The organism is Streptomyces calidiresistens, assembly GCF_014141525.1.
Classification (GTDB): Bacteria; Actinomycetota; Actinomycetes; order Streptomycetales; family Streptomycetaceae; genus Streptomyces; species Streptomyces calidiresistens.
On record NZ_VKHS01000001.1, the window covers coordinates 36,016 to 60,872 of the forward strand.

20 protein-coding genes are annotated in these 24,857 nt (G+C 69.1%); 19 read left to right on the forward strand and 1 reads right to left on the reverse strand.

Annotated features, from left to right (window positions below):
• The first annotated feature begins 7 nt into the window (after window positions 1-7).
• The 19 genes from FOE67_RS00160 to asnB all read left to right on the forward strand — a co-directional run bounded on the left by FOE67_RS00160 (window position 8) and on the right by asnB (window position 22,782).
• Window positions 8-1,744: an NAD(P)/FAD-dependent oxidoreductase gene (locus tag FOE67_RS00160; RefSeq protein ID WP_182659674.1), complete on the forward strand. Its 1,737-nt coding sequence runs from the start codon at window positions 8-10 to the stop codon at window positions 1,742-1,744.
• Entirely contained in the window at window positions 1,741-2,661 is a 921-nt protein-coding gene (locus tag FOE67_RS00165; RefSeq protein WP_182659675.1) for a thioesterase II family protein, read from the forward strand. Before FOE67_RS00160 ends, FOE67_RS00165 begins: the two co-directional genes overlap by 4 nt.
• Window positions 2,639-8,305, forward strand: coding sequence for a type I polyketide synthase (locus FOE67_RS00170; protein WP_182659676.1), 5,667 nt, complete (start codon window positions 2,639-2,641; stop codon window positions 8,303-8,305). The genes FOE67_RS00165 and FOE67_RS00170 overlap by 23 nt, the downstream gene beginning before the upstream one ends.
• Window positions 8,289-9,242: a DUF1702 family protein gene (locus FOE67_RS00175; protein WP_182659677.1), complete on the forward strand. Its 954-nt coding sequence runs from the start codon at window positions 8,289-8,291 to the stop codon at window positions 9,240-9,242. Before FOE67_RS00170 ends, FOE67_RS00175 begins: the two co-directional genes overlap by 17 nt.
• Window positions 9,239-10,159 carry a DUF1702 family protein gene (locus FOE67_RS00180; RefSeq protein ID WP_182659678.1) on the forward strand — a complete coding sequence of 307 codons (921 nt, stop codon included), beginning with the start codon at window positions 9,239-9,241 and terminating at the stop codon, window positions 10,157-10,159. The genes FOE67_RS00175 and FOE67_RS00180 overlap by 4 nt, the downstream gene beginning before the upstream one ends.
• A 23-nt stretch (window positions 10,160-10,182) precedes the next feature.
• Window positions 10,183-11,496: a cation:proton antiporter gene (locus tag FOE67_RS00185; protein ID WP_182659679.1), complete on the forward strand. Its 1,314-nt coding sequence runs from the start codon at window positions 10,183-10,185 to the stop codon at window positions 11,494-11,496.
• Window positions 11,497-11,499: 3 nt separating this feature from the next.
• Window positions 11,500-12,504, forward strand: a complete 1,005-nt coding sequence (locus tag FOE67_RS00190) for a DUF1702 family protein (RefSeq protein ID WP_182659680.1) — start codon at window positions 11,500-11,502, stop codon at window positions 12,502-12,504.
• A complete protein-coding gene (locus tag FOE67_RS00195; RefSeq protein WP_182659681.1) occupies window positions 12,501-13,427 on the forward strand; it encodes a DUF1702 family protein in 927 nt (308 codons plus the stop codon). Before FOE67_RS00190 ends, FOE67_RS00195 begins: the two co-directional genes overlap by 4 nt.
• A 63-nt stretch (window positions 13,428-13,490) precedes the next feature.
• Window positions 13,491-14,801, forward strand: coding sequence for an NAD(P)/FAD-dependent oxidoreductase (locus FOE67_RS00200; protein ID WP_182659682.1), 1,311 nt, complete (start codon window positions 13,491-13,493; stop codon window positions 14,799-14,801).
• Between the two features lie 36 nt (window positions 14,802-14,837).
• Window positions 14,838-15,107: a 4Fe-4S dicluster domain-containing protein gene (locus tag FOE67_RS00205; RefSeq protein WP_182659683.1), complete on the forward strand. Its 270-nt coding sequence runs from the start codon at window positions 14,838-14,840 to the stop codon at window positions 15,105-15,107.
• 124 nt (window positions 15,108-15,231) lie between these two features.
• Window positions 15,232-15,663 (forward strand): VOC family protein, encoded by a 432-nt coding sequence (locus FOE67_RS00210; protein WP_182659684.1) that lies wholly within the window; start codon window positions 15,232-15,234, stop codon window positions 15,661-15,663.
• Between the two features lie 28 nt (window positions 15,664-15,691).
• The gene (locus tag FOE67_RS00215; protein WP_182659685.1) at window positions 15,692-16,021 is read left to right on the forward strand and encodes an SCP2 sterol-binding domain-containing protein; all 330 of its coding nucleotides are present in this window, start codon (window positions 15,692-15,694) and stop codon (window positions 16,019-16,021) included.
• A gap of 76 nt (window positions 16,022-16,097) precedes the next feature.
• Entirely contained in the window at window positions 16,098-16,880 is a 783-nt protein-coding gene (locus tag FOE67_RS00220) for a class I SAM-dependent methyltransferase (protein WP_323383916.1), read from the forward strand.
• A gap of 75 nt (window positions 16,881-16,955) precedes the next feature.
• A complete protein-coding gene (locus FOE67_RS00225) occupies window positions 16,956-17,288 on the forward strand; it encodes a YciI family protein (protein ID WP_182659687.1) in 333 nt (110 codons plus the stop codon).
• 32 nt (window positions 17,289-17,320) lie between these two features.
• The gene (locus FOE67_RS00230; RefSeq protein ID WP_182659688.1) at window positions 17,321-18,883 is read left to right on the forward strand and encodes an MFS transporter; all 1,563 of its coding nucleotides are present in this window, start codon (window positions 17,321-17,323) and stop codon (window positions 18,881-18,883) included.
• A gap of 68 nt (window positions 18,884-18,951) precedes the next feature.
• Entirely contained in the window at window positions 18,952-19,836 is an 885-nt protein-coding gene (locus FOE67_RS00235) for a sulfurtransferase (RefSeq protein WP_182659689.1), read from the forward strand.
• 12 nt (window positions 19,837-19,848) lie between these two features.
• On the forward strand, window positions 19,849-20,190 hold the full coding sequence (locus FOE67_RS00240; protein WP_182659690.1) for a TfoX/Sxy family protein: 342 nt from the start codon (window positions 19,849-19,851) through the stop codon (window positions 20,188-20,190).
• 46 nt (window positions 20,191-20,236) lie between these two features.
• A complete protein-coding gene (locus FOE67_RS00245; RefSeq protein ID WP_182659691.1) occupies window positions 20,237-20,887 on the forward strand; it encodes a DUF2461 domain-containing protein in 651 nt (216 codons plus the stop codon).
• A gap of 47 nt (window positions 20,888-20,934) precedes the next feature.
• The gene (gene asnB / locus FOE67_RS00250; protein WP_182659692.1) at window positions 20,935-22,782 is read left to right on the forward strand and encodes an asparagine synthase (glutamine-hydrolyzing); all 1,848 of its coding nucleotides are present in this window, start codon (window positions 20,935-20,937) and stop codon (window positions 22,780-22,782) included.
• Window positions 22,783-23,499: 717 nt separating this feature from the next.
• On the opposite strand, the gene FOE67_RS00255 is transcribed toward asnB, so the two are convergent.
• Window positions 23,500-24,804 (reverse strand): class I SAM-dependent RNA methyltransferase, encoded by a 1,305-nt coding sequence (locus FOE67_RS00255; protein ID WP_182659695.1) that lies wholly within the window; start codon window positions 24,802-24,804, stop codon window positions 23,500-23,502.
• Window positions 24,805-24,857: the final 53 nt, after the last annotated feature.

The following is a 24,857-nucleotide window of genomic DNA, read 5'->3' on the forward strand; positions in this document are numbered from 1 at the left end:
CACCACCATGGACACACACACCTCTGCCCCCGAACCCCTGCCCGCCGTGGCGGATGTCGCCGTCATCGGCGGTGGTGCGGCCGGACTGACCCTCGCCCTGCAACTGCGCAAGGCCCGTCCGCACACCACGATCGTGGTGGTGGAACGGGAGGAGCACCCCGTCCCCGAGACGACACACAAGGTCGGTGAGTCCACCGTCGAGATCGCCGGGTACTACCTGCGCGAGGTATTGGGTCTGGACGAACACCTGCGAGCGGAGCAGCTCGACAAGTTCGGCCTACGGGTCTTCTTCTCCCACGCCGGCAACGAGGACATCACCCGCCGGGTGGAGCTCGGCCACTCGGTCCGTCCACCGGGCGCGGTCGGCACGTACCAGATCGACCGTGGCCGGCTGGAGAACGCTTTGGGGCGTGAACTCGCCGCGCAGGGGGTGCTGTTCCACTCCGGCACCAGGACGGAGGAGGTGGAGCTGGACCCGACAACCGACCACCACCGGCTGCGTTTGCGCACCGCCGACGGCACCTTGCACCACCTGCGCGCCCGCTGGGTCGTGGACGCCACCGGCCGCAGCTCGATGGTCAAGCGACGGCTCGGACTCGCCAAGAGGGTCGGACACCGGGCCAACGCCGTGTGGTTCCGCGTCGGCCACCCGATCGATGTGGACCAGTGGTCCGACGATCCCGCCTGGCACGCCCGCATCGAGGAGGGGGAGCGGGAACTGTCCACCAATCACCTGATGGGGCCCGGGTACTGGGTATGGCTGATCCGGCTCGCCTCGGGATCGATCAGCATCGGCATCGTCACCGACGCGCAGACGCACTCCTTCGACGAGATGAACCGCTTCGACCGCGCGATGGAGTGGCTGGCCCGCCACGAACCGCAGTGCGCCCGGGAGATCGGCGCACATCGCGACAAGTTGCAGGACTTCCGGGTGATGAAGGATTACGCCTACAGCTGTGAGCGAGTCTTCTCATCCGACCGTTGGTGCCTGGCCGGTGAAGCCGGAGTCTTCCTGGACCCGCTGTACTCCCCGGGTCTGGACCTGATCGCCGTCGGCAACGGGCTGATCACCGACCTGATCAGCCGCGCCCTCGATGGTGAGCAGGTGGAGGAGCTGGCGGCCATCCACAACCAGGTGTTCCTGCTGATCGCGGAGGGCTGGCTCAGCATCTACGAGCACCAGTACCAGCTGATGGGCAATTCCCGCGTGATGATCACCAAGGTGATATGGGACACCGCCGTCTACTGGGCCGTCCCCGGGCTGCTGTTCTTCCATGACAAGCTGCGTGAACTGGGTGAACTGCCCACCGTGATCGCTGATCTGGCGCGCTTCAGCAGCATCGGTACCATCACCCAACGTTTCCTGCGCGAATGGGCCGCGGCCGAGCGTGAACCGCGCCATCAGGCGCCGTTCGTACGGTTCTACGACTTCGAGTTCATGCGCCGTCTGCACATCGGCATGACCGCCGATCTCGACGGGGTCGCCTTCCAGGAACAGTTCGCCACCAACGTGCGGTTCATCGAGCAACTCTCCGGCCAGCTGGTCTCCACCGTCCTGGCCGAATTCGACGCAGAGCCGTGGGACGAGACCAAGCGCGCGCAGGCCGAGAAGTGGCGGTCGGACCGGCATCTGAGCGAACTGGTCGAGGTGTACCGGCAGGAGGCCGACACGGTCCCGGTCAGCGATCGCTGGATCCGGCTGTGGTCCGCCGACGAGTCGATATCCACAGGGGAGGCGCGATGAAGGACCCGGTCCATGAGAAAACGATCCTTCGGGAACGGATCGCCCGGCTGCCGGTGGACCAGCGGACCCGGCTGGTCGAACGGCTGCGCCACACCCGGCCCTCGTCCCCTTCCCCGCACGGCGCACCGGCGTTCGTTCGGCAGCCCGCTGCCCACGTCGGCACCACCGGCACCCCGACCGTTCGCCTGTTCTGCTTCCCTTACGCCGGGGGCGGCGGTTCCGTCTTCCGCACCTGGGGCCGGTCACTGCCTGCCGGAACCGAGGTCTGGACGGCGAGCCTGCCCGGTCGGGAGAGCCGCCTGGCCGAACCTCCGCTGCGGCGGATGGAGCCGCTGATCGAGCAACTCCATGAGGCCATCACGCCCCATCTGGACCTGCCGTACGTCTTCTTCGGTCACAGCATGGGCGCTCTGATCGCTTTCGAGCTGACCCGGCGGCTGCGCCGCGCCGGGGACCCACCGCCCGACCGGCTGGTGCTCGCCGCCTTCCGCGCCCCGCACCTGCCCAACCCCAACATCAGGATCCACCACCTGCCCGACGAGGTGCTGAAGACAGTACTGCTGAAGGAGGGCACCTCTCGGCAGGTACTGGAGAGCGAGGAGCTGATGCGCGCCCTGCTGCCCACGCTGCGGGCCGATCTCGAACTCTGTGACACCTACCGGTTCCGCGACGACCTGCCCCTGCCCATGCCGCTCACCGTCCTCGGCGGGGACCGGGACGTGAGGGTCGGCCGTGAGGACCTGCGGGGCTGGCGCGCCCAAGCGGCCGGGCCGTTCCGGCTGGCCATGCTCCCGGGACCGCACTTCTTCATTCACAGCTCACCGGACCTGCTGCGGGCCGAGGTCGCCCGGGAGCTCGCCGCCACCGCCGGGACCAGGGAAGGGGACGAGGACGATGACCGACCGCTCGCGGGTTGAGGAACCCCGGGAACCCATCGCCATCATCGGGATCGGCTGCCACTTCCCGGGCGGCGCCACCAACCCGACCGCCTTCTGGCAACTGCTGTGTTCCGGTACCGACGCCACCCGGGAGATCCCCGACGACCGCTGGGACACCGGGAAGTTCTACGACCCCGATGGCGGAAAGCTCGGCAAGATGAGCACCACCAGGGGAGGGTTCCTGGACCGGGTGGACGAGTTCGACGCGCACTTCTTCGGGATCTCCCCGCGCGAGGCGGTCTGGCTCGATCCCCAGCAGCGACTGCTGCTGCGGACCACCTGGGAGGCGCTGGAAGACGCGGGCCAGGCCGCTGAGCGGCTCGCGGGCAGTGACACCGGGGTTTTCATCGGCGGTTTCACCCTGGACTACAAGCTGCTCCAGAACTACGGGGTGCAGAGCCGGTACGAGCTCCAGTCCCACTCGGCCACCGGCATGATGATGACGATGCTGGCCAACCGGCTGTCGTACTCCTTCGACTTCCGCGGCCCCAGCCTCGCTGTGGACACCGCCTGCTCCGGCTCCCTGGTCGCGGTCCACCTCGCCGCTCAGAGCATCTGGAACGGCGAGTGTTCCCTGGCTCTGGCGGGCGGGGCGAACGTGATGATCGCCCCCAACATGACCATCGCCGAGTCCAAGGGCGGTTTTCTCGCCCCGGACGGCCGATGCAAGGCGTTCGACGCCTCCGCCAATGGCTACGCCCGGGGCGAGGGCGCCGGGGTGGTCCTGCTCAAGCCGCTGGCCCGGGCACTCGCAGACGGCGACCCGGTGTACGCGCTGATCCGTGGCACGGCGGTGACCCAGGACGGCCACAGCAACGGCATTACCGTGCCCAACCGTGACGCCCAGGAGACGGCGATGCGCACGGCATACCGGCGGGCCGGCATCGCGCCCGGCGACGTACAGTACGTCGAGGCGCACGGCACCGGTACCCCAGTCGGTGACCCCGTGGAGGCGAACGCCATCGGGAGGGTGCTCTCCGAGGGCCGCCCCGCGGGCCGCGACCTGATCATCGGCTCGGTCAAAACCAACATCGGGCACCTGGAGGCGGCAGCGGGAGTGGCCGGACTCATCAAGACGGCCCTGGCGCTGCGCCACGGACGGATACCCGGCCAACTGCACTTCCGGGAGCCCAACCCGGGCATCCCCTTCGGCGAACTACGGCTGCGGGTCCAGACCGATCCGGGGGAATGGCCGCAGAGCACAGGACCGCGCTACGCGGGCGTCAACTCCTTCGGTTTCGGTGGCACCAACGCCCACGTGGTGCTGGAGAATCCGCCCGCCCCCGCACCGCGCCCGGGCATACCACCGGCCGCCGGTGAGCCCCGAAGACGGCTCGTCCCGCTCTCCGCCCGCGCCCCCGAGGCCCTGGCCGCGATGGCCGCCGCCACCGGGGAACTGCTGGCCGGTGACGGCGGCCCGGAGCTGGCTGATGTCGGTTATACCCGCGCTCTGCGCCGGAGCCACCTCGAGCACCGCCTTGCCGTCGTGGCGGCGACCGGTGCCGAGGCAGCCGGGAAACTTGCCGGATTCGCCGAGGGGCGGACCGCCAAGGACGTGCCCAGCGGGCGCGTCCCGACGGACGGGCGGCTCAAGGTCGCCTTCGTCTGCTCCGGCATGGGACCGCAGTGGTGGGCGATGGCCCGCCAACTGCTGGAGACCGAACCGCTCTTCCTTGCCACCGTGCAACGCTGCGACCGTGAACTCGCCCGGTACACCGGCTGGTCACTGTTGGCCGAACTCCTCGCGTCCGAGGAGGAGTCCCGTATGGCGGCGACCGAGGTGGCCCAGCCCGCCAACTTCGCGGTCCAGGTCGGCCTCGCCGAACTGTGGCGCTCATGGGGTGTCGAACCGGACGGCGTCATCGGCCACAGCACCGGTGAGGTCGCGGCACAGTACCTGGCCGGAGTGCTCGGCTTTGAGGATGCCGTGAAGGTCGTCCACCACCGCAGCAGCCTCCAACAGCGGGCCACCGGGCAGGGCCGGATGCTCGCCGTCGGTATGACCCCGGAAACCCTCGACAAGGCGGTGAACGACGCCGGTCCGCTGGTCTCGATCGCTGCCATCAACAGCCCGACCGCCGTCACCCTGGCCGGCGACACCGCGGTTCTGGAGAACATGGCGGCCCAGCTGGAGACCTTCGGGGTGTTCCACCGTTTCCTGCGGGTCGAGGTTCCCTACCACAGCCACTACATGGACCCGCTGCGCAAGGATCTGGAGGAAGCCCTGGCGGGACTCGCCCCCTCCACGGCCACACTGCCGCTCTACTCCACCGTCACCGGTTCCCTGACCGACGGTCGGGCCGCCGATGCCCGCTACTGGTGGCAGAACGTCCGCGCCACCGTGCTCTTCGCACCCGCCTTCCGGCAGATGATCGCCGACGGCTTCACCCATTTCGTGGAGATCGGCCCGCACCCCGTGCTGGCCGGCGCGATGACCGAACTCCTCGCGGAACAGCAGGCGGAAGGGGTGGTGGTCCCCTCGCTGCGCCGCGACGAGCCCGACGACGCCGTGCTGTTGCGCTCTCTGGGGACCCTCTACAGCCACGGCCAGGACGTCCGCTGGGAGGCGCTGCACGGCGAGGGCGCGCGACAGGTACCCCTACCCCCCTATCCGTGGCAGCTCAAGCGGTACTGGAACGAGTCGACCGAGGCGCGCGAGGACCGCCACTACGCCCAGACCCACCCGCTGCTCGGACAGCGGCTGAACGCCGCCCACCCCACCTGGGAACGGGAGATCACCACCCGCCTGCTGCCCTACCTGGCCGACCATCGCGTGCAGGGCACCACCCTGCTGCCCGGTGCCGCCTTCGTCGAACAGGCCATCGCTGCCGCGCGGGAGGTCTACGGCGAGGGCGGGTACACCGTCGAGAACCTGGAGCTGCGCAAGGCATTGGTCCTGGGCGCTGCCACCGATCCGCGGCTGCGCACCATCCTGGACCGGCAGTCCGGACGGGTGGAGTTCACCAGCTTCACCGCCTCGCCCGGTGGGGAGCGCACGTGGACGCTCAACGCCACCGCGCGGCTCAGCCGCCGTGCCTCCGCCCGCACGCGACGAGACCTGGACCACGAGCGCGATCGGTGCCTGCGCGAAGTCTCGCGTGAGGAGTTCTACGAGCGCACCCGCAGGATGGGCTTCGCGTACGGCCCCGCCTTCCAGGCTGTCCAGGGAGTCTCCACCGGCCCCGGGCTCGCCGTGGGGCGGGTAACCGTCCCACGAACCGTCCGCGGGGACCTGGAAGCTTACCACTTCCACCCCTCCCTGCTGGATGCCGCGTTCCAGATCCTGCTGACCGCCGCCACCGAACCGGAGGCTGACGGTGGCCGACCGGCACGCACCTACCTGCCGGTCGGCCTCGATTCCATCACCGTGCTCGACTCGCCCACCGGGGACCTGTGTGTGGTGGCCGAGACGCGCTCCGTCGACGCCCGGGCGATCATCAGCGACATCACCGTCTGTGACACACGGGGCGAGGTGCTGGCCGAGGTCCGCGGTTTCCACGCGCAATCACTCGACACCGTCGCAGGCGTCTCCCCGGAGCACATCGATCGTGGTCTCTACCGGCTCAGCTGGCCGCGGACACCGTGCGAGGCGATTTCGCCTGATCGGCCCGCACGTGAGCAGCCGGTACAGGAGGAGCACGAGGGACGGGAAGTCGACGTTCCGACCGGCCTCTGGCTGGTCTTCACCGGCCCATCCGGCATCGGCGGGGAGGTGGTACGTCGGCTCCGGGAAAGCGGCCGGACGGTGGTCACCGTCGGCTGCGGCCAAGTGTCGGAGCCCGTGGAGACCGGCCCCGGTTCCCACCTCATCGACCCGTTGGAACCCACCCACTACGAGCAGTTGCTGCGGACCCTCGCCGGCCGCAGTGTGATCGACCGCGTGGTCCATCTCTGGAGTTCGGACACCGACTTCGGCGAGGACGGCACCGCTGCCGCGTTGGAGGCCGCCCAGGACCGGGGCACCCTGTCGGTGCTCCACCTCACCCAGGCGCTGATCGCACTGGGCACCCACCCCGCGCCCCGGCTCTGGCTGGTCACCCGCACTGCGCAGTCCGTCGATGGCGCCCCACGCCCTCTCGCTCTGGCGCAGTCCCCGCTGTGGGGACTGGCCAGGGTGATCGGCCACCAGGAGGCCGGCTCCGTATGGGGCGGCATCGTCGACCTGGACACCGGGCCGGACGCCGAGGAGGCCGCCCACCTCCTCGAAGAGATCACCGGCCCCGGCGACGAGGACCAGATCGCCTACCGCGACGGCGTACGGCACGCCGCCCGGCTGGTACCGGCCACGGACCTGGCACCGCCGTTTCCCGTCCGGATGCGCGCCGACGGCGCCTACCTGGTGACCGGTGGATTCGGCGCGCTCGGTCTGCTGGTCGCGGAGTTCCTGGCCGAACGCGGTGCCCGGCGACTGGTGCTGATGGGGCGCACCCCCGTCCCCCCGCGCGCCGACTGGCACCGTGTGTCCTCCGACCACCCCCGATACGCGCTGGTCAGACGGCTGCTGGCGCTGGAGAGCCGGGGTGTGGAGATTGAGTGTGCTGCCGTGGACGCGGCTGACGAGGAACAGCTGCGGGCCTGGTACGAGGAGCACCGCAGGCGCCGCCTGGCGCCGGTCCGTGGCGTGGTGCACACCGCAGGAGTGGTGGCCGACGCTCTGGTGCCGCGGATGGACCGGGAGGCCTTCCGGCGCGTGCTGCGCCCCAAGCTGACCGGCGGTTGGCTGCTGCACCGGCTCTTCGCCGACACGGTGCTGGATTTCTTCGTCCTCTTCGGCTCCACCGGATCGGTGATCGCTTCACCAGGCCAGAGCAACTACGCCTCTGCCAACGCCTTCCTCGACGCGCTCGCGGAACACCGCCGAAGTCTCGGTCTTCCCGCTCTCACCATCGGCTGGGGCCCGTGGTCAGTCGGTATGGTCGAACAACTCGGGCTGGAGGAGGTGTACCGACGCCGCGGCATCGAGCTGATCACGCCCGAAACCGGGACACGGATCCTCGGCAGGCTCCTCGACCAGCGGCCGGCACAGGTGGTCGCCATCACCGCCGACTGGACAGCCGTCCGCGCCGCGGCCGGGCGGATGCCCCCGATGTTCGCCGGGCTCGGCGCAGCGGACAGCGAGGCCGCGGGCGAGGACGATCGGGCCGGTGCCGAGGCCACCCTGACCGCCCTGCGGCGGGCTCCGGAGGCAGAACGACACTCGCTGCTCGCGGCTCATGTCCACGCCATCGCGGCCCTCGTGCTCAACCTGGACCCCGGCGATTTCGGTGACCAGGACGACCTCGGCGCCCTCGGCCTCGACTCGATGATGGCCATCGAGACCAAGCAGCGCATCGACGCCACCCTGCGGGTGGAACTGCCGGTCCTGGACCTGCTCCAGGGCATCACGGTCAGCGATCTCGCCGACCGGCTGTTGCCTCTGCTCGTACCGGAGGAATCGATCGGCGCGGGCGAACCGGGAGGCCCACCCGGGCCGACCGCACCCGCCGAGCCGGACCCGGCGCAGCCCCCTCAGCGGGAACTGGAGGCCCTGCTCGCCCGGATCTCTCCCGACGAACTGGAGAAGCTGCTCAACGAGCTCGAAGACGAACCGACCGAAGCGAGGAACCATGACCCTGTCGCTTAAGCGGCTGCGCCGCGCCGTGATGGGCGTCCCGGACAAGGAGGCAACCGCCTTCAGCCGCGGGGACTCCCCGACCTGGAAGCATCTGGAGACCGCTGTCCGTGCGGCCGTCGGCGGCTACCACGCGGTCCTCGACAGCAGCAGCATGCCCGACCTGGTACGGCGCCTGGACCGTACCCCACTGGAACTGCGCGGGTACGCCTACGAGGGCGCCGCCATGGGCCTGACCGGCTTGGACTGCTTCCTGCCCGGCCGATCCCGGCTCACCGCCTACCTGGAGGGCCCGGGCAGCCCGCACCTCTACATGGCGCACATCGGGGCGGGCGAGGCACTGGCCCGGCTGCGGCGCAGGCCCGAGCCGTTCATGGCCCGGTTGAACGATCCGGCACTGCGATGGCTGGTGATGGACGGCTACGGCTTCCACGAGGGGTTCTTCAAGCCCCGACGGTTCATCGAGCGACAGCAGGTCCCCACGCATCTGTCGCCCTTCGCCCGGCAGGTCTTCGACCAGGGCATCGGCCGCAGCGTCTGGTTCACCGCCGGCGCCGATCCGACGGGGATCGCCCGTGTCATCGGAACCTTCCCCGCCCACCGGCACTCCGACCTCTGGCTCGGTGTCGGCGTCGCCTGCGGCTACGTCGGCGGTGTGGACCGCACCACCGTCGAGGAATTACGCGCCGCAGCCGGTCGTCACGCCCCCCGGATGGCGGTGGGAACCGCCTTCGTGGCCAAGGGACGCCAACGAGCGGAGAACCCCACCGCCGACACCGAACTGGCCTGCGAGGTGCTGTGCGGCCTCACCCTCGCCGAAGCAGCCCACCGGGTGGACGAGGCATTCGAGGATCTACCCGATTCCCCCGCCGCACCCGCCTACGGCACTCTTCAACGACGCCTTGGCGCCGGCCTGGTCCCGACCGTCCCGACGGGAGACCCGGCATGAGCGTGGTCGGCACCCTGATACGGCCCATGTTCCAGGTGGCGCCCACCGACCTCCCCGTACTCACCGACGCGGGGCCCAAGGGGGAACGTCTCTCCCACGTGGTCTACACGGTCACCGAGTGCTGCACGCTGGCGCTGCTGCACCGCCGGGAGTCGGCGCTGGTCACCCGGCTCGACGCCTATCCCGAGGAACGGCGTGGCTTCGCCTACGAGGGCGCCGGGGTCGGGTTGGCCGCACTCGACCACCTACTGCCCCGGAAGCACCGCACCCGCCGCTTCGTCGAGGGCCCGGCCGCTCCCTACCTGTACGCCGTCTACCTCGGCGCGGGCATGGGTCTGGCCCGGCTGCGCGGCAATCCCGAGCCCTTCCGGCGGCGACTGAAAGACGACGTGTTCAGCTGGGTGGTACTCGACGGTTACGGCTTCCACGAGGGCTTCTTCGCCCACCGCCAGCATGTGCAGGAACGCGCCGTACCCCGCTTCCTCAGCGGCTACGGGCAGAGCGCCTTCGACCACGGGCTGGGCCGCAGCATCTGGTTTGCCACCGGCGCGCGGGTCGACCGGGTGGTCGACACCATCGCGGCCTTCCCCGAGACCCGTCGCGGTGACCTCTGGGCCGGGGTAGGCCTCGCCTGCGGCTACACCGGCGGGGTGGACGAACCCACCGTCACCCAACTGCGGGCCCGCGTACCGGAGTACCGCGACCGGCTCGCCGAGGGCGTCGTCGTCGCGGCCAAGGCCCGCCACCAGGTGGGCAACCCGGCCGAGCACAACGAGATCGCCTGTCGGGTGATCTGCGGCACCGACAGCAAGGAGGCCGCCCGCATCGCCGACACCGCGCTGGCCGCTCTTCCGACAGACGGCGTGCGACCCGCCTACGAGATCTGGCGCCAGCGTATCCGCGCCCACTTCGTATAACCCCTTTCGAACCGAGGGAGATCATGGCCCACTCGGATCTTGCCATTCACTTCTTTCTGCAACTCGCCGTCATCCTCACGGCCTGCCGTGTGGTCGGCCTGCTCGCCCGTCGGGTGGGACAGCCCCAGGTGGTCGGCGAGATGATCGCCGGGGTTCTGCTCGGCCCATCGCTTTTCGGCGTCCTCATGCCGGACTGGCAGGAGCGTCTGTTCCCGGACGGAGTGGAGATGTCGATCCTCTTCGTTGCCAGCCAGGTCGGTCTGGTGCTGTACATGTTCCTGATCGGCCTGGAGTTCGACACGAGGCTGATCCGGCACCGGATCTCCAGCGCGCTGTCGGTCTCCTTCGCGGGCATCTGCGCGCCCATGGTCCTCGGCTGCCTGGCCGCGCTCGTCCTGATCCGACAGGGCGACACCTTCTTCCCGGACGGTATCGCGTCCTGGCAGGCCATGTTCTTCATGGGGTCGGCCGTCTGCATCACCGCCTTCCCGATGCTCGCCCGGATCATCTACGAGCGCCGGATGACCGGTACTCCCGTGGGTACGATCGCCCTGGCCGCCGCGGCCACGGATGACGCGGTCTCCTGGTGCCTGCTCGCCGTGGTGCTCGCCTCGATCAAGCAGGACATCTCGATCGCAGTGCTGGCCATCGCCGGCGGGATCGTCTACGGGTTGGTCGTCCTCACCTTCGGGCGGCGGCAGCTCGCCCGGTTGGGAAGCCGCGCGGAGCGGGAGGGCAATGTCGGCCCCGCCATGCTGGCCGTGGTGCTGACCCTGCTGATGCTCGCCGCCTGGATCACCGACCTGATCGGCATCTACGCCATCTTCGGCGCCTTCGTCCTCGGCGTGGCGATGCCCCGCGGGCTGTTCGCCCAACGGGTGCGCACCGCCCTGGAGCCGCTGACCACCAACTTGCTGCTACCGCTCTTCTTCGTCTTCTCCGGACTCAACACCCAGATAGGGCTGGTCAACACCACCGCGCTGTGGGGCGTGACCGCCCTCGTCCTTCTGATCTCGATCCTCGGCAAGGGCGGCGCCTGCTGGCTCGCCGCACGGCTCAACGGCGAACCGCAACGGGAGGCGCTGGCCCTGGGAAGCCTGATGAACGCCCGTGGCCTGATGGAGCTCATCCTGCTCAACATCGGGCTCCAGGCCGGACTGATCACCCCGACTCTCTTCACCATCATGGTGATCATGGCCATCGTCACCACCCTGATGGCCAGTCCGCTCTTCCAGCTCTTCTACGGCCGCCACCAGCGGAACCCCGGGGAGTCGTCGGTCCCCGTCGCTCCCGCCGGGCCGTCGCCGGAGAAGTCCGCCGCAGCGGTGAGGGGATAGGCCATGAGACTGCCGCTCGGCACCCTGCTCAAGCCCGTCTTCCCGCTCTCCGCCGAGTCGTTCCCCAAGATGGCCGCGGAACGCTTTGGCGTCCAGCAGGACATGGATGCCACCTGGCATACCTTCGAACCGGTCGCCAGGACCCTGGTGGACTCCTTCCATCTCACTCTCGACAACCCGGGCCATGACCGTCTGGTACCGCTGCTGGACGCGGTGGAACCCGAACTGCGTGGTATCGCCTACGAGGGAGCGGGGATGGGGCTGACCCTGCTCGACGCTCTCTTCCCGAACAAGAAGCGGCTGCCCGCCTTCCTCCACGGACCCGGTGCGCCTTACCGGTGCCTGGTCCACATCGGCGCCGGACTGGTCCTTCCACGGCTGCCTTTCGGCACCACACGCTTCCTGGCCCGTCAGGACCCGTTCCTGCGTTGGCTGGTGCTGGACGGTTACGGCTTCCACGAGGGCTTCTTCTCCTGGCGCAAAGTGATCGAGGAACGCCGTCCGCCGCGGCGGTTGCACGGCTACGCGGCCCGGGCATTCGACCAGGGAGCCGGGCGCAGCCTGTGGTTCTCCACCGGTGCCAATGTGGAGCGCATCATCGCCACTCTGGGCACGTTCCCGTCGCATCGGCAGCCGGACCTGTGGAGCGGTATCGGTGTGGCCTGTGCCTACGCCGCCGGGGTGATGGACCGGAACGCCATCGCCGTTCTCGCCGAGGCGGCGCGGGAGTACCGCGGCGATCTCGCCGTCGGCACCGCCGTGGCTTCCGTCTTCCGTGAGCAGTCGGGGATGCCCGCCCCGCACACCGACCTCGCCTGTGAGGTGGTATGGGGCACGGGCGCGGCCGAGGTAGCCGCCGTCGCCCACGACGCCGGGCTCGGTCCGTTCCCGGCGGGCGCGGCCCCCGCCTACGAGCTGTGGCGGCGGGAGATCCGCCGTCAATGGTGCGCCCGGTCCCCGGCCTCGTCCGGTGACCGGGGCGCCGTGACGAAGGAGGCCGGAGCGTGACCGCCGCCGGACGCGCCCGCCGCGCTCTCTTCGGTATCCCCTCCGCCGAAGCGGTCTTCTCCCGGCCGGGCTTCGCCCCCGAGGCATGGCAGCGCTTCGCGCCGGTTGCCCGTTCGCTGATGGAGGGCTACCACGCCGCGCTGGAGGACCCGCGGACCTCGGCCCTGGTCCAACGGCTCGACGCCGTGGAACCGGAGCTGACCGGCTTCGCCTACGAAGGCGCGGGCATGGGCTTGGCCGCCCTGGATGCGGTGACCCCGTGGAAGCGACGGCTGACCGCCTTCGTGGACGGACCCGGGGCGGCCCATGTCTACCCGGTCTACGTAGGCGTGGGCCTGGCCTACGCCCGGCTGCGGCGCACCCCCGAGTCCCAGCTCGCGGGCCTGGATCCCCTGCTGGGCTGGGTGACGGCCGACGGTTACGGCTTCCACGAGGCGTTCTTCAGACGCCGCCGCTACGTCGAGCGCCATGCCCTGCCCACCCGGCTCACCCCGCAGGGCGGCCGCTGCTTCGACCAGGGCGTCGGCCGCGCGCTGTGGTTCTCCAGCGGTGGCGTCGTGGACCGGGTGGTGCGACTGATCACCGCTTTCCCCGCTCACCGGCACGCCGACCTGTGGAGCGGCGTCGGACTGGCATCCGCGTACGGCGGCGGCGGCGATGAGCAGGCGCTCCGTTCCTTGCTCACACATGCCGCCGCCCACCGTCCGCAGTTGGCCCGGGGCGCCGCGACTGCGGCCTGGGGGCGGGAGAGGGCCGGTAACCGGGCCGCCCACACCGACCTCGCCTGCATGACCTACTGCGGGCGCGATGGCAGCGAGGCTGCGGCGATCGTCGAGGAGGCCGCCGGCGGCCTCCCGGCCATCAGCGTGCTGCCCGCGTACGAGATCTGGCGGCGGCGCATCGAGGACATGCTCACCGGCTGACCGCTGCGGCGCCGCCGCGGGCCGGGCGGTCCCGCACCCATCAGGCAGAAAGGAAGACCCGCTGTGTATGACGTCATCGTGATCGGTGCCCGGGTATCCGGCGCACCCACCGCCATGCTGCTCGCCCGGCAGGGGTACAAGGTGCTCCTGCTGGACCGTGTGGCATTCCCCAGTGACACCGTCTCCACTCATATGATCACTGTCGAGGGCAGCGCCCAGTTGCGGCGCTGGGGCCTGCTCGGCCAGGTCGAGGCAGCGGGCACCCCGCCGGTCACCCGCATCGACCTGGACCTCGACTTCGAGCGCTACGGCCACTTCACCCTGACCGGCTTCCCCTACCCGGTGGACAACGGCTTCGCCGCCCTCTACGCGCCCAAGCGCACGGTTCTCGACAAGATCCTGGTCGACGCCGCGGCTGCGGCCGGCGCCGTGGTCCGCGAGGGGTTCGCCGTCCGCGAACTGCTCATCGAAAGCGGCCGGGTGGTGGGTGTGCGGGGCAAGGGGGCGAGCGGTATCCCGATCACCGAGCGGGCCCGGATGGTGGTCGGCGCAGACGGCATTCGGTCGATCGTGGCCCAATCCGTCGGAGCGGACGAGTACCACGTGGTGCCGCCCAAGGCGTTCGGTTACTACACCTACTGGGACGAGGTGGAGCTGACGGGCCTGGAGTTCTACACCCGCCCCGGCGGCACCGTGATCGCCTTCCCGACAAACGACCGCCAGGCGGCGGTCTTCGTGGAGCGGCCCGAGCGGGACTTCGCCGAGTTCCGCAGTGACCTGCGCGCCCACTACCTGAAGACGGTGGAGGAGATCGCCCCGGGCCTCGGCTCCCGCATTCGGGGCGGCCGTCCGGCCCACCGGATCATGGGGGCGGGGAACCGACCAAACTTCTTCCGCAGACCCTACGGCCCCGGCTGGGCGCTGGTCGGCGACGCGGGCGTCCACAAGGACCCGATCACCGCCCAGGGCATCACCGACGCCTTCCGCGATGCGGAGTTGCTCGCCCGCGCCCTGGACGACGGATTCTCCGGGCGGATGCCGATGGAGACGGCGCTCCGCCGCTACGAGTACCGGCGGAACGTGGCGTTGAAGCCGCTGTACGACTTCATCGTGGACCACGCCGCCATGGAGCCGTTCGACGAGGGCTTCCAGGACGTGCTGGCGGCGATGCGCGGCAACCAGGACGCCGTCAACCAGTTTTTCGGCGTCATCCAGAACACCGTCCCCTGGGACGAGTTCTTCAACCCGCGGAATCTCTCCTCGATCATGGGCCTCACCGAACAGGGAACCCCCGCCCGGCTGACGGCGACCGTCTCCGGTACGCCACGGATCGAACCGGCCGCCACCGGGCTCCAGCTGTCCGAGGCCGGCTGACACCACCCCCCTCCCCCTCTCGGACAGGAGATTGCGATGACCTATGTGATCACACGGCTGTGCGTCGGGCAGAAGGACGCCGCCTGCTGGGAGGCGTGCCCGGTCGACGCCATCCACCCCGGCCCCGATACGACAGGCTTCGGCGATCAGCCGCAGCTCTACATCGATCCCGCCGAGTGCATCGACTGCAGCGCCTGCGAACCGGTCTGCCCGGTGGAGGCTATCTACCCCGAGGAGGAGATACCGGACGAGCTGCGCGACGCGATCGCCGTCAACCGGGATTTCTTCGCCGCCCCCCGCACCTGATTCCACCGCCGAGCCCCCACGCGAGTGAACTATCGCAGGGCGTAAGCCGTCGGTAAGTCGCCCTCACTAGGGTCACGCACAGCCCGCGACCCTTCACGCCGACCCCACCGGAAGGACAACCACCGTGCTCACCACACACCTTGACGCGGTCACCATTCTCGCGGAGGACGTAGATCGCGCCACGGCCTTCTACGCGGATCTCCTGGGCTTCACCGTCGTACCGCAGTTCACCACTCCCGAGGGCGACTTCGTCTGGCTGCGTTCTCACAAGCGCAGCACCAGCATCATCATCCAGGACCTGGCGACCCGGGCCGACAAGCCGACCCAGGCGGACATCCCGGTGGCCAGCGGCGGACTGATGCTGGGCTTCACCGTGGAGGACGCCGACGCGGCCTACAAGACCGCCCAGGAGGGCGGCTACGAGATCCGGACACCGGTCGTCGACATGGGCTCCGGCCGCACCTTCGGGGTGAGGGACCCGGAGGGCAACTACCTCCAACTGTTCGACGTCTACCCGCCGGTCCACGACCTCCAGCGCCGGCTCGGCCTGGACTGAGCGGACTGCGGCAGAAGGGAGCCGATCCATGTCCATGACCGTAGGGGAACTCTTCTCCGCCCTGTCGACCCGGTTCAACACCGAGGCCGCCGCGGGCATCACCCGGACCCTGCAGTGGAAGATCACCGATGAGGACCCCGGCGTCTGGGCCTTCGAGATTGTGGACGGCCAGGGCCGGTTGATCCCCGGCGGGGTTCCGGAGCCCGACACCACCTTCATCACCACCAGCGAGACCTGGGTGGCGATCGCCGAGGGCCGGCAGGACGCGATGCGTGCCTTCATGACCGGAAAACTCAAGGTCAAGGGCGACATGATGCTCGCGATGAAGGTCCCCAAGCTCTTCGAGACCGGCGTCTGACGCTCCGTCGCCCGGTCACTCCCGGTATTCGAACCACGCTGTCTGACGTCACGGCCCCAGTGAGGAGTTGACGAACGTGCAGCACACCGCAGAGCCCGAGACCGACCCCGAGAAGGTCCGCCTGGAGCAAGTCGCGGCCCTGACCGACCCCGCCACCATCCGCTACCTGGAAGAGATCGGCGTCCGCGAGGGCTGGACCTGTGCCGAGGTCGGTGCCGGTACCGGTTCGATCGCCCGCTGGCTGTCCAACCGGGTCGGCAATTTCGGCAAGGTCCACGCCATCGACATCGAACCCGCCTACATGGAGGGGATAACCGCCCCCAACCTGGAGGTGCGGCGGCAGGACATCACCACCACCCCGCTGGAGGAGGGTGCCTACGACCTTGTCCACTGCAAAATCCTGCTGATGCACTTGCCGGAGCGCGAGCGCGTGCTGGGCGAGTTCGCCAAGGCCCTCAAGCCGGGCGGCTACCTCCTCGTGGAAGAGGCGGACATTCGCAGCATCCAGCGGGTCGACCCGCCCTCGCCGCTGCTGACCCGGGCGGCCATGGCGCTGGAGACCTTCTTCTACTTCGGCGGCGCCGACCCCGGGTACGGCATGAAGCTGCTGCCCGCGTTCCGGCGCACCGGGCTGAAGCTGCTGGGTACCGACTGCCAACTGACGGCCGTCCAGGCAGGAACACCCGAGATGCGGACCATATCGCTGAGCATGGCCAAGCTCGCCCCGGTCATCACCAAGGTCGGGTTGATGGGCGAGAAGGAGATCGAGGCCGTCTTCGACCAGCTCCAGCAGCCCTCGGACACCGTCCTCTACACCCCGGTCACCGTCTCGGTCTGGGGCCAGCGCATCGGCGAGTGACTTCGGCCCCCGCCCTCGCCGTAAGGCACCGACCCTGCGGCCCGAAACAGACCCGGAACAGAAAGGAGAACGGTAATGCTCTACGCAGTCATAGCATTTGACAGCACGGATCCCGGCACATTCGAACGCCGAATGAGTGTCCGACCTGCTCATATGAGTAACGGCGAGAAAATGATGACCGACGGTTCCTTCCTCTTCGGAGGGGGTATTCTCGACGGCGCCGGGAAGATGGTCGGCGGAGTGCTGATCGTGGACTTCGAGACCCGCGAAGAGATCGATGAGTGGCTGAAGAACGAGCCCTACATCATCAACAAGGTCTGGGACCGCGTCGATGTCCACCCCTTCCTCGTGCCTCCTCAGTTTTTGAGCCTCTTCCCGAAGTTCCAGGAACACCCGGTCGCCGACTGATGGCACCGCTTCTCTCAGGGAGCTCCCGCACCATGGAGACCAATTCTCGCAGCATCAGAACACTCACCCTACTGATCACCAGTCTGGGTTCGTTCGTGGTTCTACTCGACGGATCGATCATCTTCGTCGCCCTCTCCGAGATCCAGCGGGATCTCGGCGCGCAGATGTCCCATCTTCAGTGGACCGTTGACGGTTACACGCTGCCGTTCGCTGCGCTGATGCTGATGACGGGAACCCTGGGAGACCGGCTGGGACGCAAACGCGTCTTCCTCAGCGGCTTGGTCGTCTTCGTCGTCGGCTCCGCGCTCTGCGGGTTCGCCGACAGCTTCACCACTCTGATCATCGGCCGGGTCACACAGGGCATCGGGGCCGCCGCGATCGAGACGGCGAGCCTCGCCCTGCTGGTCTCCACCTTCAGCACCGCCCACTCCCGCGCAAAGGCGATTGGCATCTGGACCGCCGTCTCCGGCGTCGCGCTGGCACTGGGTCCGCTGGTCGGCGGAGTGCTGATCGAGTTGTTCAGCTGGCACGCCATCTTCCTGCTCAATCTACCGATCGGCGCGGTGGCCCTGGTCCTCGGCTTCCGTTGGCTGATCGAGTCCCGCAACCCGAACGCCCGGCACCTGGACATCCCCGGTCAGATCCTCATCACCGGCGCCCTGTTCTGCCTGATCATGGGCCTGATCCAGGGCGAACGCGAGGGCTGGGGCTCGCTGCTGATCGTCGGTCTGCTCGTGGGCTCGGTGATGCTCTTCGCCGCCTTCCTCTCGGTGGAGGTGCGCAGCCGGGAACCGTTGCTGCCGCTCGACCTGTTCCGTAACCGCACCTTCGCCACCTCCGGCGCGATCGCCGCACTGCTCGGCTTCGTCATCGTGGGCGCGATGTTCTTCATGGCCCAGTACTTCCAGAATGTGCAGGGTCACTCCGCACTCGACGCCGGTCTGCGGCTGCTGCCGCTGACCCTCGGCATCTTCTTCTTCTCCCCGCCCGCCAGCACCCTGGCCGGACGGATCGGTCCTCGTGTCCCGATCATCGTCGGCGCCGTTCTGGTGACCGTGGGCTTCCTGCTGCTGACCACCGTCGAACCCGCGAGCGGCTTCGCCGACGTCTGGTGGAAGCTGGGCCTGGTGGGCGGGGGTATCGGCTGTATGTTCGCCCCACTGACCCTGGCCGTGATGGCCTCCACGCCGCCGGAGCGGGCGGGCCTGGGCTCCTCGGTGATCAACACGACCCGGATCGCGGGCTTCACCGCGGGTGCCGCGGTGCTGGGCACGGTGGTGATCAGCCGGTTCAAGAACTCGGTGGTCGACGCCCTCGTCGACCTGGGCGTTCCGGCTACCGACGGACGGGAGATCGCGGACGGGTTCGGCGGGGCCGGCGTCGGCCTCGGCGAGGACCCGGACGCGCCGGCCGCGCTCCCGATCAGCCCGGTGGAATTCCTCCCGACCGTCAACGAAGCGTTCGTCGATGCCACCCACACCGCGTACCTGATCTGTGCGGGCTGCACCCTGCTCATCGCCGTGCTCGCCACGGCACTGCTGCCCCGGGGCCAGGTCGCCGAGTCCACCCCGGAGCCCGTGCCTGCCGCGGGATAACCGGGCAAACGGCCGGCTGCGGTGACCCACCCGCTTCATCCCGACGGATCTGCCGCCAAGGAGGCGTCATGACCACTCACCCCAACGGAACCCTCGACTCGGCGCTGGTCGAGACCGACTGGCTCGAAGCGAACCTGGGCCGGCCGGGCCTGGTCATCGTGGACTGCACGGTGAATGTCCGTCCGCTGCCGGAGGGCGGTGTCGACCTGGGCCCCGGCCGGGACGGTTACCTCGAAGGACACATCCCCGGAGCGGTATTCGCCGACCTGCTCACAGAACTCGCGGACCTCGACCGGCCCCGGCCCTTCGCCATCCCGGAGTCCGGGACGTTGGCCGGACGCCTGGAAGAGCTGGGCATCAGCAGCGAGGACACCGTGATCCTCTACGACCGGGCGCACACCGCCTTCGCGACCCGGCTGTGGTGGATGCTCCACTCCCTCGGCCACGACAGGGCCGCCGTACTCAACGGCGGGTGGCGCAAATGGACGGCGGAGCGGCGACCGGTAGCCACCGAAGTACCGCATCCGGAGCGCGGCACCTTCGTACCGCGGCCCCGTCCGGAACTGTTCGTCGGCCTGGAGGAGGTGCGGCTGGCGACCGAGGATCCCACCGTCTGCCTGGTCAATGCCCTCTCACCCGAGCAACACGCCGGGGAGGTACCGGTGGCACACGGACGTTCCGGCCACATACCGTCCAGCGTCAACGTCCCGGCGGGAGCGCTGATCGATCCGGTGACCGGGGGCTTCCTCCGCAAGGGGCAGCTGGCCGCGAGACTCGACGAGGCCGGTGTGACCAAGGCGGGGAAGGTCATCGCGTACTGCGCGGCCGGAGTGGACGCGACCATCGACGCCTTTGCCCTGAAGATGCTCGGAATCACCGACGTCGCGCTCTACGACAACGGCCTCCTCGAGTGGAGCGGCGACCCGTCGCTGCGCCTCGACACCACGGCCTAGAAAGGATCACGCATGGCCTACGACGCGGAACTCGCGGACCGGATTCGGGAAGCACTCTCGGATCAGCCGCAGGTGCGTGAGGTGAAGATGTTCGGCAGTCTCGCCTTTATGGTGAACGGAAAAATGGCGGTTACTGCCAACGCCGAGGGCCAGATGATGCTGCGGTGCGATCCCGGACGGACCGACGAATTTCTCGCGCGTGAGGGAGCGGACTGGCCGGAAATGCAGGGAAAGAAGATGGCCAAGGGCTGGATCATCGTGGACGCCCACGGCATCGAGTCGGAGCAGGCGTTCGGTACATGGATGTCCGACGCACTGGAATACAACAGGAAGGTCAGCGGAAGTGACGACTGAGGAGGAGACGCACGGAACTCCGTCCTTCACTGGTTTTCCACCGGAGATGTTCAGTTTCCTGGAAGGACTGGAGTGCGACAACTCCAAAGCCTACTGGGAGGCCCATCGGACGGTCTGGGAAACCCACGTTAAGGAACCGGTCCGCCGGCTGATGGCGGATCTGGAGGACGAGTTCGGCCCTCTGCGGACCTTCCGCCCCCACCGCGACGTCCGATTCTCCAAGGACAAGTCCCCGTACAAGACGTGGGTGGGCGTGACCACCAGCGATCGGGCGGTCGGCGGAGTCGGTTCCTTCCTGCGGATCAGCGCCGATGACATGCGGCTGGCCGGCGGGGCGATGGCCCTGGCCCCGGACCAGATCACCCGCTTCCGTAGAGCGATCAACGACCCGGCGGCGGCGAAGGAGTTCGAGTCGCTCCGCCAGCGGCTCGACGCAAAGGATCTGCCGGTGGGGCCAGGGATGCCGCCGGTCCTCAAACGGGTGCCCGCCGGGTACGCGGCCGACCACCCGCGCGCCGAACTCCTGCGCTGGAAGGGTGCGGTGGTGGTCAAGGAGTACCCGGTGGAGAAGTGGATGCACCAACGCGAGGCCATCGAGCGAGTGCGGGAGATCTGGACCGCGACCGCGCCACTGACGGCCTGGATCGACAAGCACATCGGGGAGAGCGAAGCACCTCCCCGACGCCGCGGCGCCTGACTCCCGCCCGCCCCACGAAATCAGTCCGACGACCCGGGAGGTCGCAGATGTGCGGAATAACCGGCTGGGTCTCGTTCGATCGGGACCTGACCCGGGAACGCGAGACCCTGGACGCGATGACCGGGACCATGGCCTGCCGTGGTCCGGACTCCTCCGGTACCTGGGTTGGCCGCAACGCCGCCCTCGGACACCGCCGGCTCGCGGTGATCGACCTGCCCGGGGGCAGGCAGCCGATGTCAGTACAGACCCCCGACGGCGAGGTGGCTCTGGTATACAGCGGTGAAACGTACAATTTCACCGAGCTGCGCGAGGAACTGGTCCGGCAGGGGGAACGATTCACAACCTCCAGCGACACCGAGGTGGTGTTACGCGGCTACCTGCGGTGGGGCGAGACGCTGGTCGACCGGCTCAACGGGATGTACGCTTTCGCCCTCTGGGACGCCCGAAGCCGCAAGTTGGTGATGATCCGGGACCGAATGGGGATCAAGCCGCTCTACTACCACCCCGTTCCCGGCGGCCTGCTCTTCGGCTCCGAGCCCAAGGCGATATTGGCCAACCCGCTCGCCCAGCGGGTGGTCAACGTGGATGGCATCCGGGAATCGCTCTCCTACGCCTTCACCCCGGGCCACTGTCTGTGGGCGGGAATGCGGCAGGTCGAGCCCGGCACTCTGGTCACCCTCGATTCCGGCGGGCTGCGCGAACGCACCTACTGGCGGCTGGAGACCCGACCGCACACCGATGATGTCGCCACCACCGTCGCCACGGTCCGCGAGCTGCTCGACGACACGGTGCGGCGACAACTCGTCGCGGATGTACCGCGCTGTGTACTGCTCTCCGGTGGCCTGGACTCCGGTACCCTCACGGCGCTGTCCGCCGCCCATCTGGGCGAGGAGCGGGTACGAACCTTCTCGGTGGACTTCACCGGCCAGGCCGAGAACTTCCGGCCCGACGAGTTGCGGGACGCGGTGGACGCGCCCTTCGTCAAGGCGATGGCGGAGCACGTCGGTTCCGACCACGCCGACATCGTGATCGGTGCCAAGGCCCTGGCCGATCCCGACATCCGTCGGGCCACCATCACCGCCCGTGACCTGCCGATCAGCATGGGGGACATCGACTTCTCGCTCTATCTCCTCTTCAAGGAGATACGCAAACGCTCCACCGTCGCGCTCTCCGGCGAGGCGGCGGACGAGATTTTCGGCGGATACAAGCACATGCACATCCCTGAGATCCAGCAGGCCCGCACCTTCCCGTGGATCGTTTTCAACATCGGCGCTTTCGACAAGGACGGCACCGGCATCCGGCCGGGACTCTGGTCGGATCTGAAACTGGAGGAGTACCGGCGGGAGCAGTATGAGAGCGCGCTCGGCGAGATCCGGCGACTTCAGGACACCGACGGCCCCGAGGACGACTTCGAGTACCGGATGCGGGTCATGATCTACCTGCATCTGACGCGGTTCATGCGTTTCCTCCTCGACCGAAAGGACCGGCTGAGCATGGCGGTCGGGCTGGAGGTCCGGGTGCCGTTCTGCGATCACCGCATCGTGGAGTACGTCTACAACGCGCCATGGCTGTTCAAGACCTATGACGGCAGGGAGAAGAGTCTGCTGCGCGGCGCCGTGAGGGACGTTCTGCCCAACTCGGTCGCCCTGCGACCCAAGAGCGCCTACCCCTCCACCCAGGACCCGTACTATTTCACCGAACTCCAGGAACAGGCCAAGGAGTTGCTGGCCCGCCGGAACCACGAGGTGTTCCTGTTGATCGACCGCGGCTGGCTGGAGACCGCGACCGGACGGGAGGCGGCCGGAATGGACCGGCTGACCCGACTGGGTCTGGAGCGGACCCTGGATTTCGCCACCTGGTTGGACGTCTACAGTCCCGACCTGCGGCTGTCCTGACGTACCGGGGGGCGGCAAGATCGTGCCGCACGGGGCCGCCCACGAGGTGGCAGGGGGCGCCACGACAATTCCGGTTCGCCGGGGAACCACAAAGCGTGCGCCCCTCCCGGGCTCCGCCACCACGATGTCTGGTACCGACACATCATTCCGGGCGTGGCCGTCACCGTCCACGTGTTCCCCGCCCGAGCGGGGGGTGGCCCCGGCGTTTCCCAATATCGTGTTCCCCGCGCGAGCGGGGACGGTCCGCGCAACGGGAGTCTCCGATTCACCGGTGGGCCATGTTCCCCTCGTAAGCGGGATGCCCTGCTCCTTGTGCGCGCTTCATCGACAGCCCCCTCCTCTCTCTCGCCCCGGGTCGAGAGGAGGGCCCACCACCCGGCCCCGGGCCGCCACCATTCCCCCTGTGCTCCCCGGGCACGGGGAACACAGGGGAAGTTGCGCCAAGGCTCTTCCCGAACACCGGAGCCCTGCGGGCCAACCCGAGGAGCGCCCGCTCCCCCGGCGGTTCGACCTGTCGAACCGCCGGCGGGAACTCGGGCGGATTTGCTTCAAGTTTCCGCAAAGTCGGCCTGCGGGAGCACGCCCCCCACCCGGCACGACCTGCACGATCAGGCAGCTGACGCACCGTCGGAACGAGCGTCAAATGAGCGTCACGAGCGTCAGGATATCGCCCGTAACGCCCACAACGCACATAATGCGCACGCGCGAAACCGCAGGTCAGGAGGCCTTTGCGGCCGGTTCGAGGATCGCGACGCACTCCAGATGATGGGTCATCGGAAAGAGGTCGAAGGCCCGGGTGAAGCGGGGGCGGTAGCCGTGGTCGCGGAAAGTGGCCAGGTCGCGGGCGAGGGCGGCCGGGTCGCAGGCGACGTACGCGATACGGCGAGGGCCGAGTCCGGCGATCAACTCGACCACCTTGCGTCCGGCGCCCGCACGGGGCGGGTCGAGCACGACGAGGTCGGCCTCGGTGATGCCGGTGCGCGGCAGCACCCCCTCGACCTTCCCCTGTTCGATGCGGACCCGTTCGAAGTCGGCGAGGTTCTGGCGGGCGTCGCGCACCGCGCGGGCGGAGGACTCGATGCCGAGCACCGCACCGGTCTCCCCCATCCGGTCGGCCAGCGCGCCGGCGAAGAGGCCGACGCCGCAGTACAGGTCCAGGGCGGTCTCCCCCTTGCGGGGCAACAGGCCGCGCATCACGGCGTCCACCAGTACCTCCGGGGCACGGGTGTGGATCTGCCAGAAGCCGCCGCCGCTCACCCGCCACGTGCGGTCGTCGGCCCGCTCACGGACGTACGGGCGGCCGTGCACGCGGTGGACGGAGCCGTCGCGCTCCTCCACCCGCTGCACCGACACCGGCCGGTCCAGTTCGACCAGTGGCAGCCGCTCGCCGGGGCGAGGGGTGATCACCACCTGGCGGTCGCCGGAGCCGGTGGCTGCGATGGCCTCGACGGAGGCGATGCCGGGCCACTCCCGGCGCTCGACGCCCAGTTCGGAGACGCCCTCGGCCGCGATGAGGCAGCGGTCGATCGGTTCCACATCGTGGGAGCGGTGGCGCCGCAGGCCGGCGCGTCCCTCGGCGTCCACGGCGTACTGGACTCGGCTGCGCCACGCCGGGACCTCACCGGCCGGGACCTTGTCGCCGGGAGCGGGCTCGACGGTGCCGTCCCAGCGGGCGTCCTCGGGGGTCATGCCCGCGAGCCGGCTCAACTGCTCGGTGAGGACCTCACCCTTGAGGCGGCGCTGGGCACCGGGCTTGGCGTGCTGCCAGTCGCACCCGCCGCACCGGCCGGGGCCGGCGTAGGGGCAGGGCGCGGTGACGCGGTCCCTGGACGCCTCCAGGATCTCGACGGCGTCGGCGCGCAGGAAGCGGGACTTCTCGTGTCCCTCGGTGACCCGGGCGATCACCCGTTCGCCGGGCAGGGTGTGCCGAACGAACAGCACGCGCCCCTCGGGGGTACGGGCGACGCAGTGTCCGCCGTGGGCGACCGGGCCGACCTCGACCTCCCACTCCCGGCCGACCAGGGAGGGGGCGGCGGAGTCGGTGGAGGCGTCGCCGGACCCGGAGGGGCGGGACG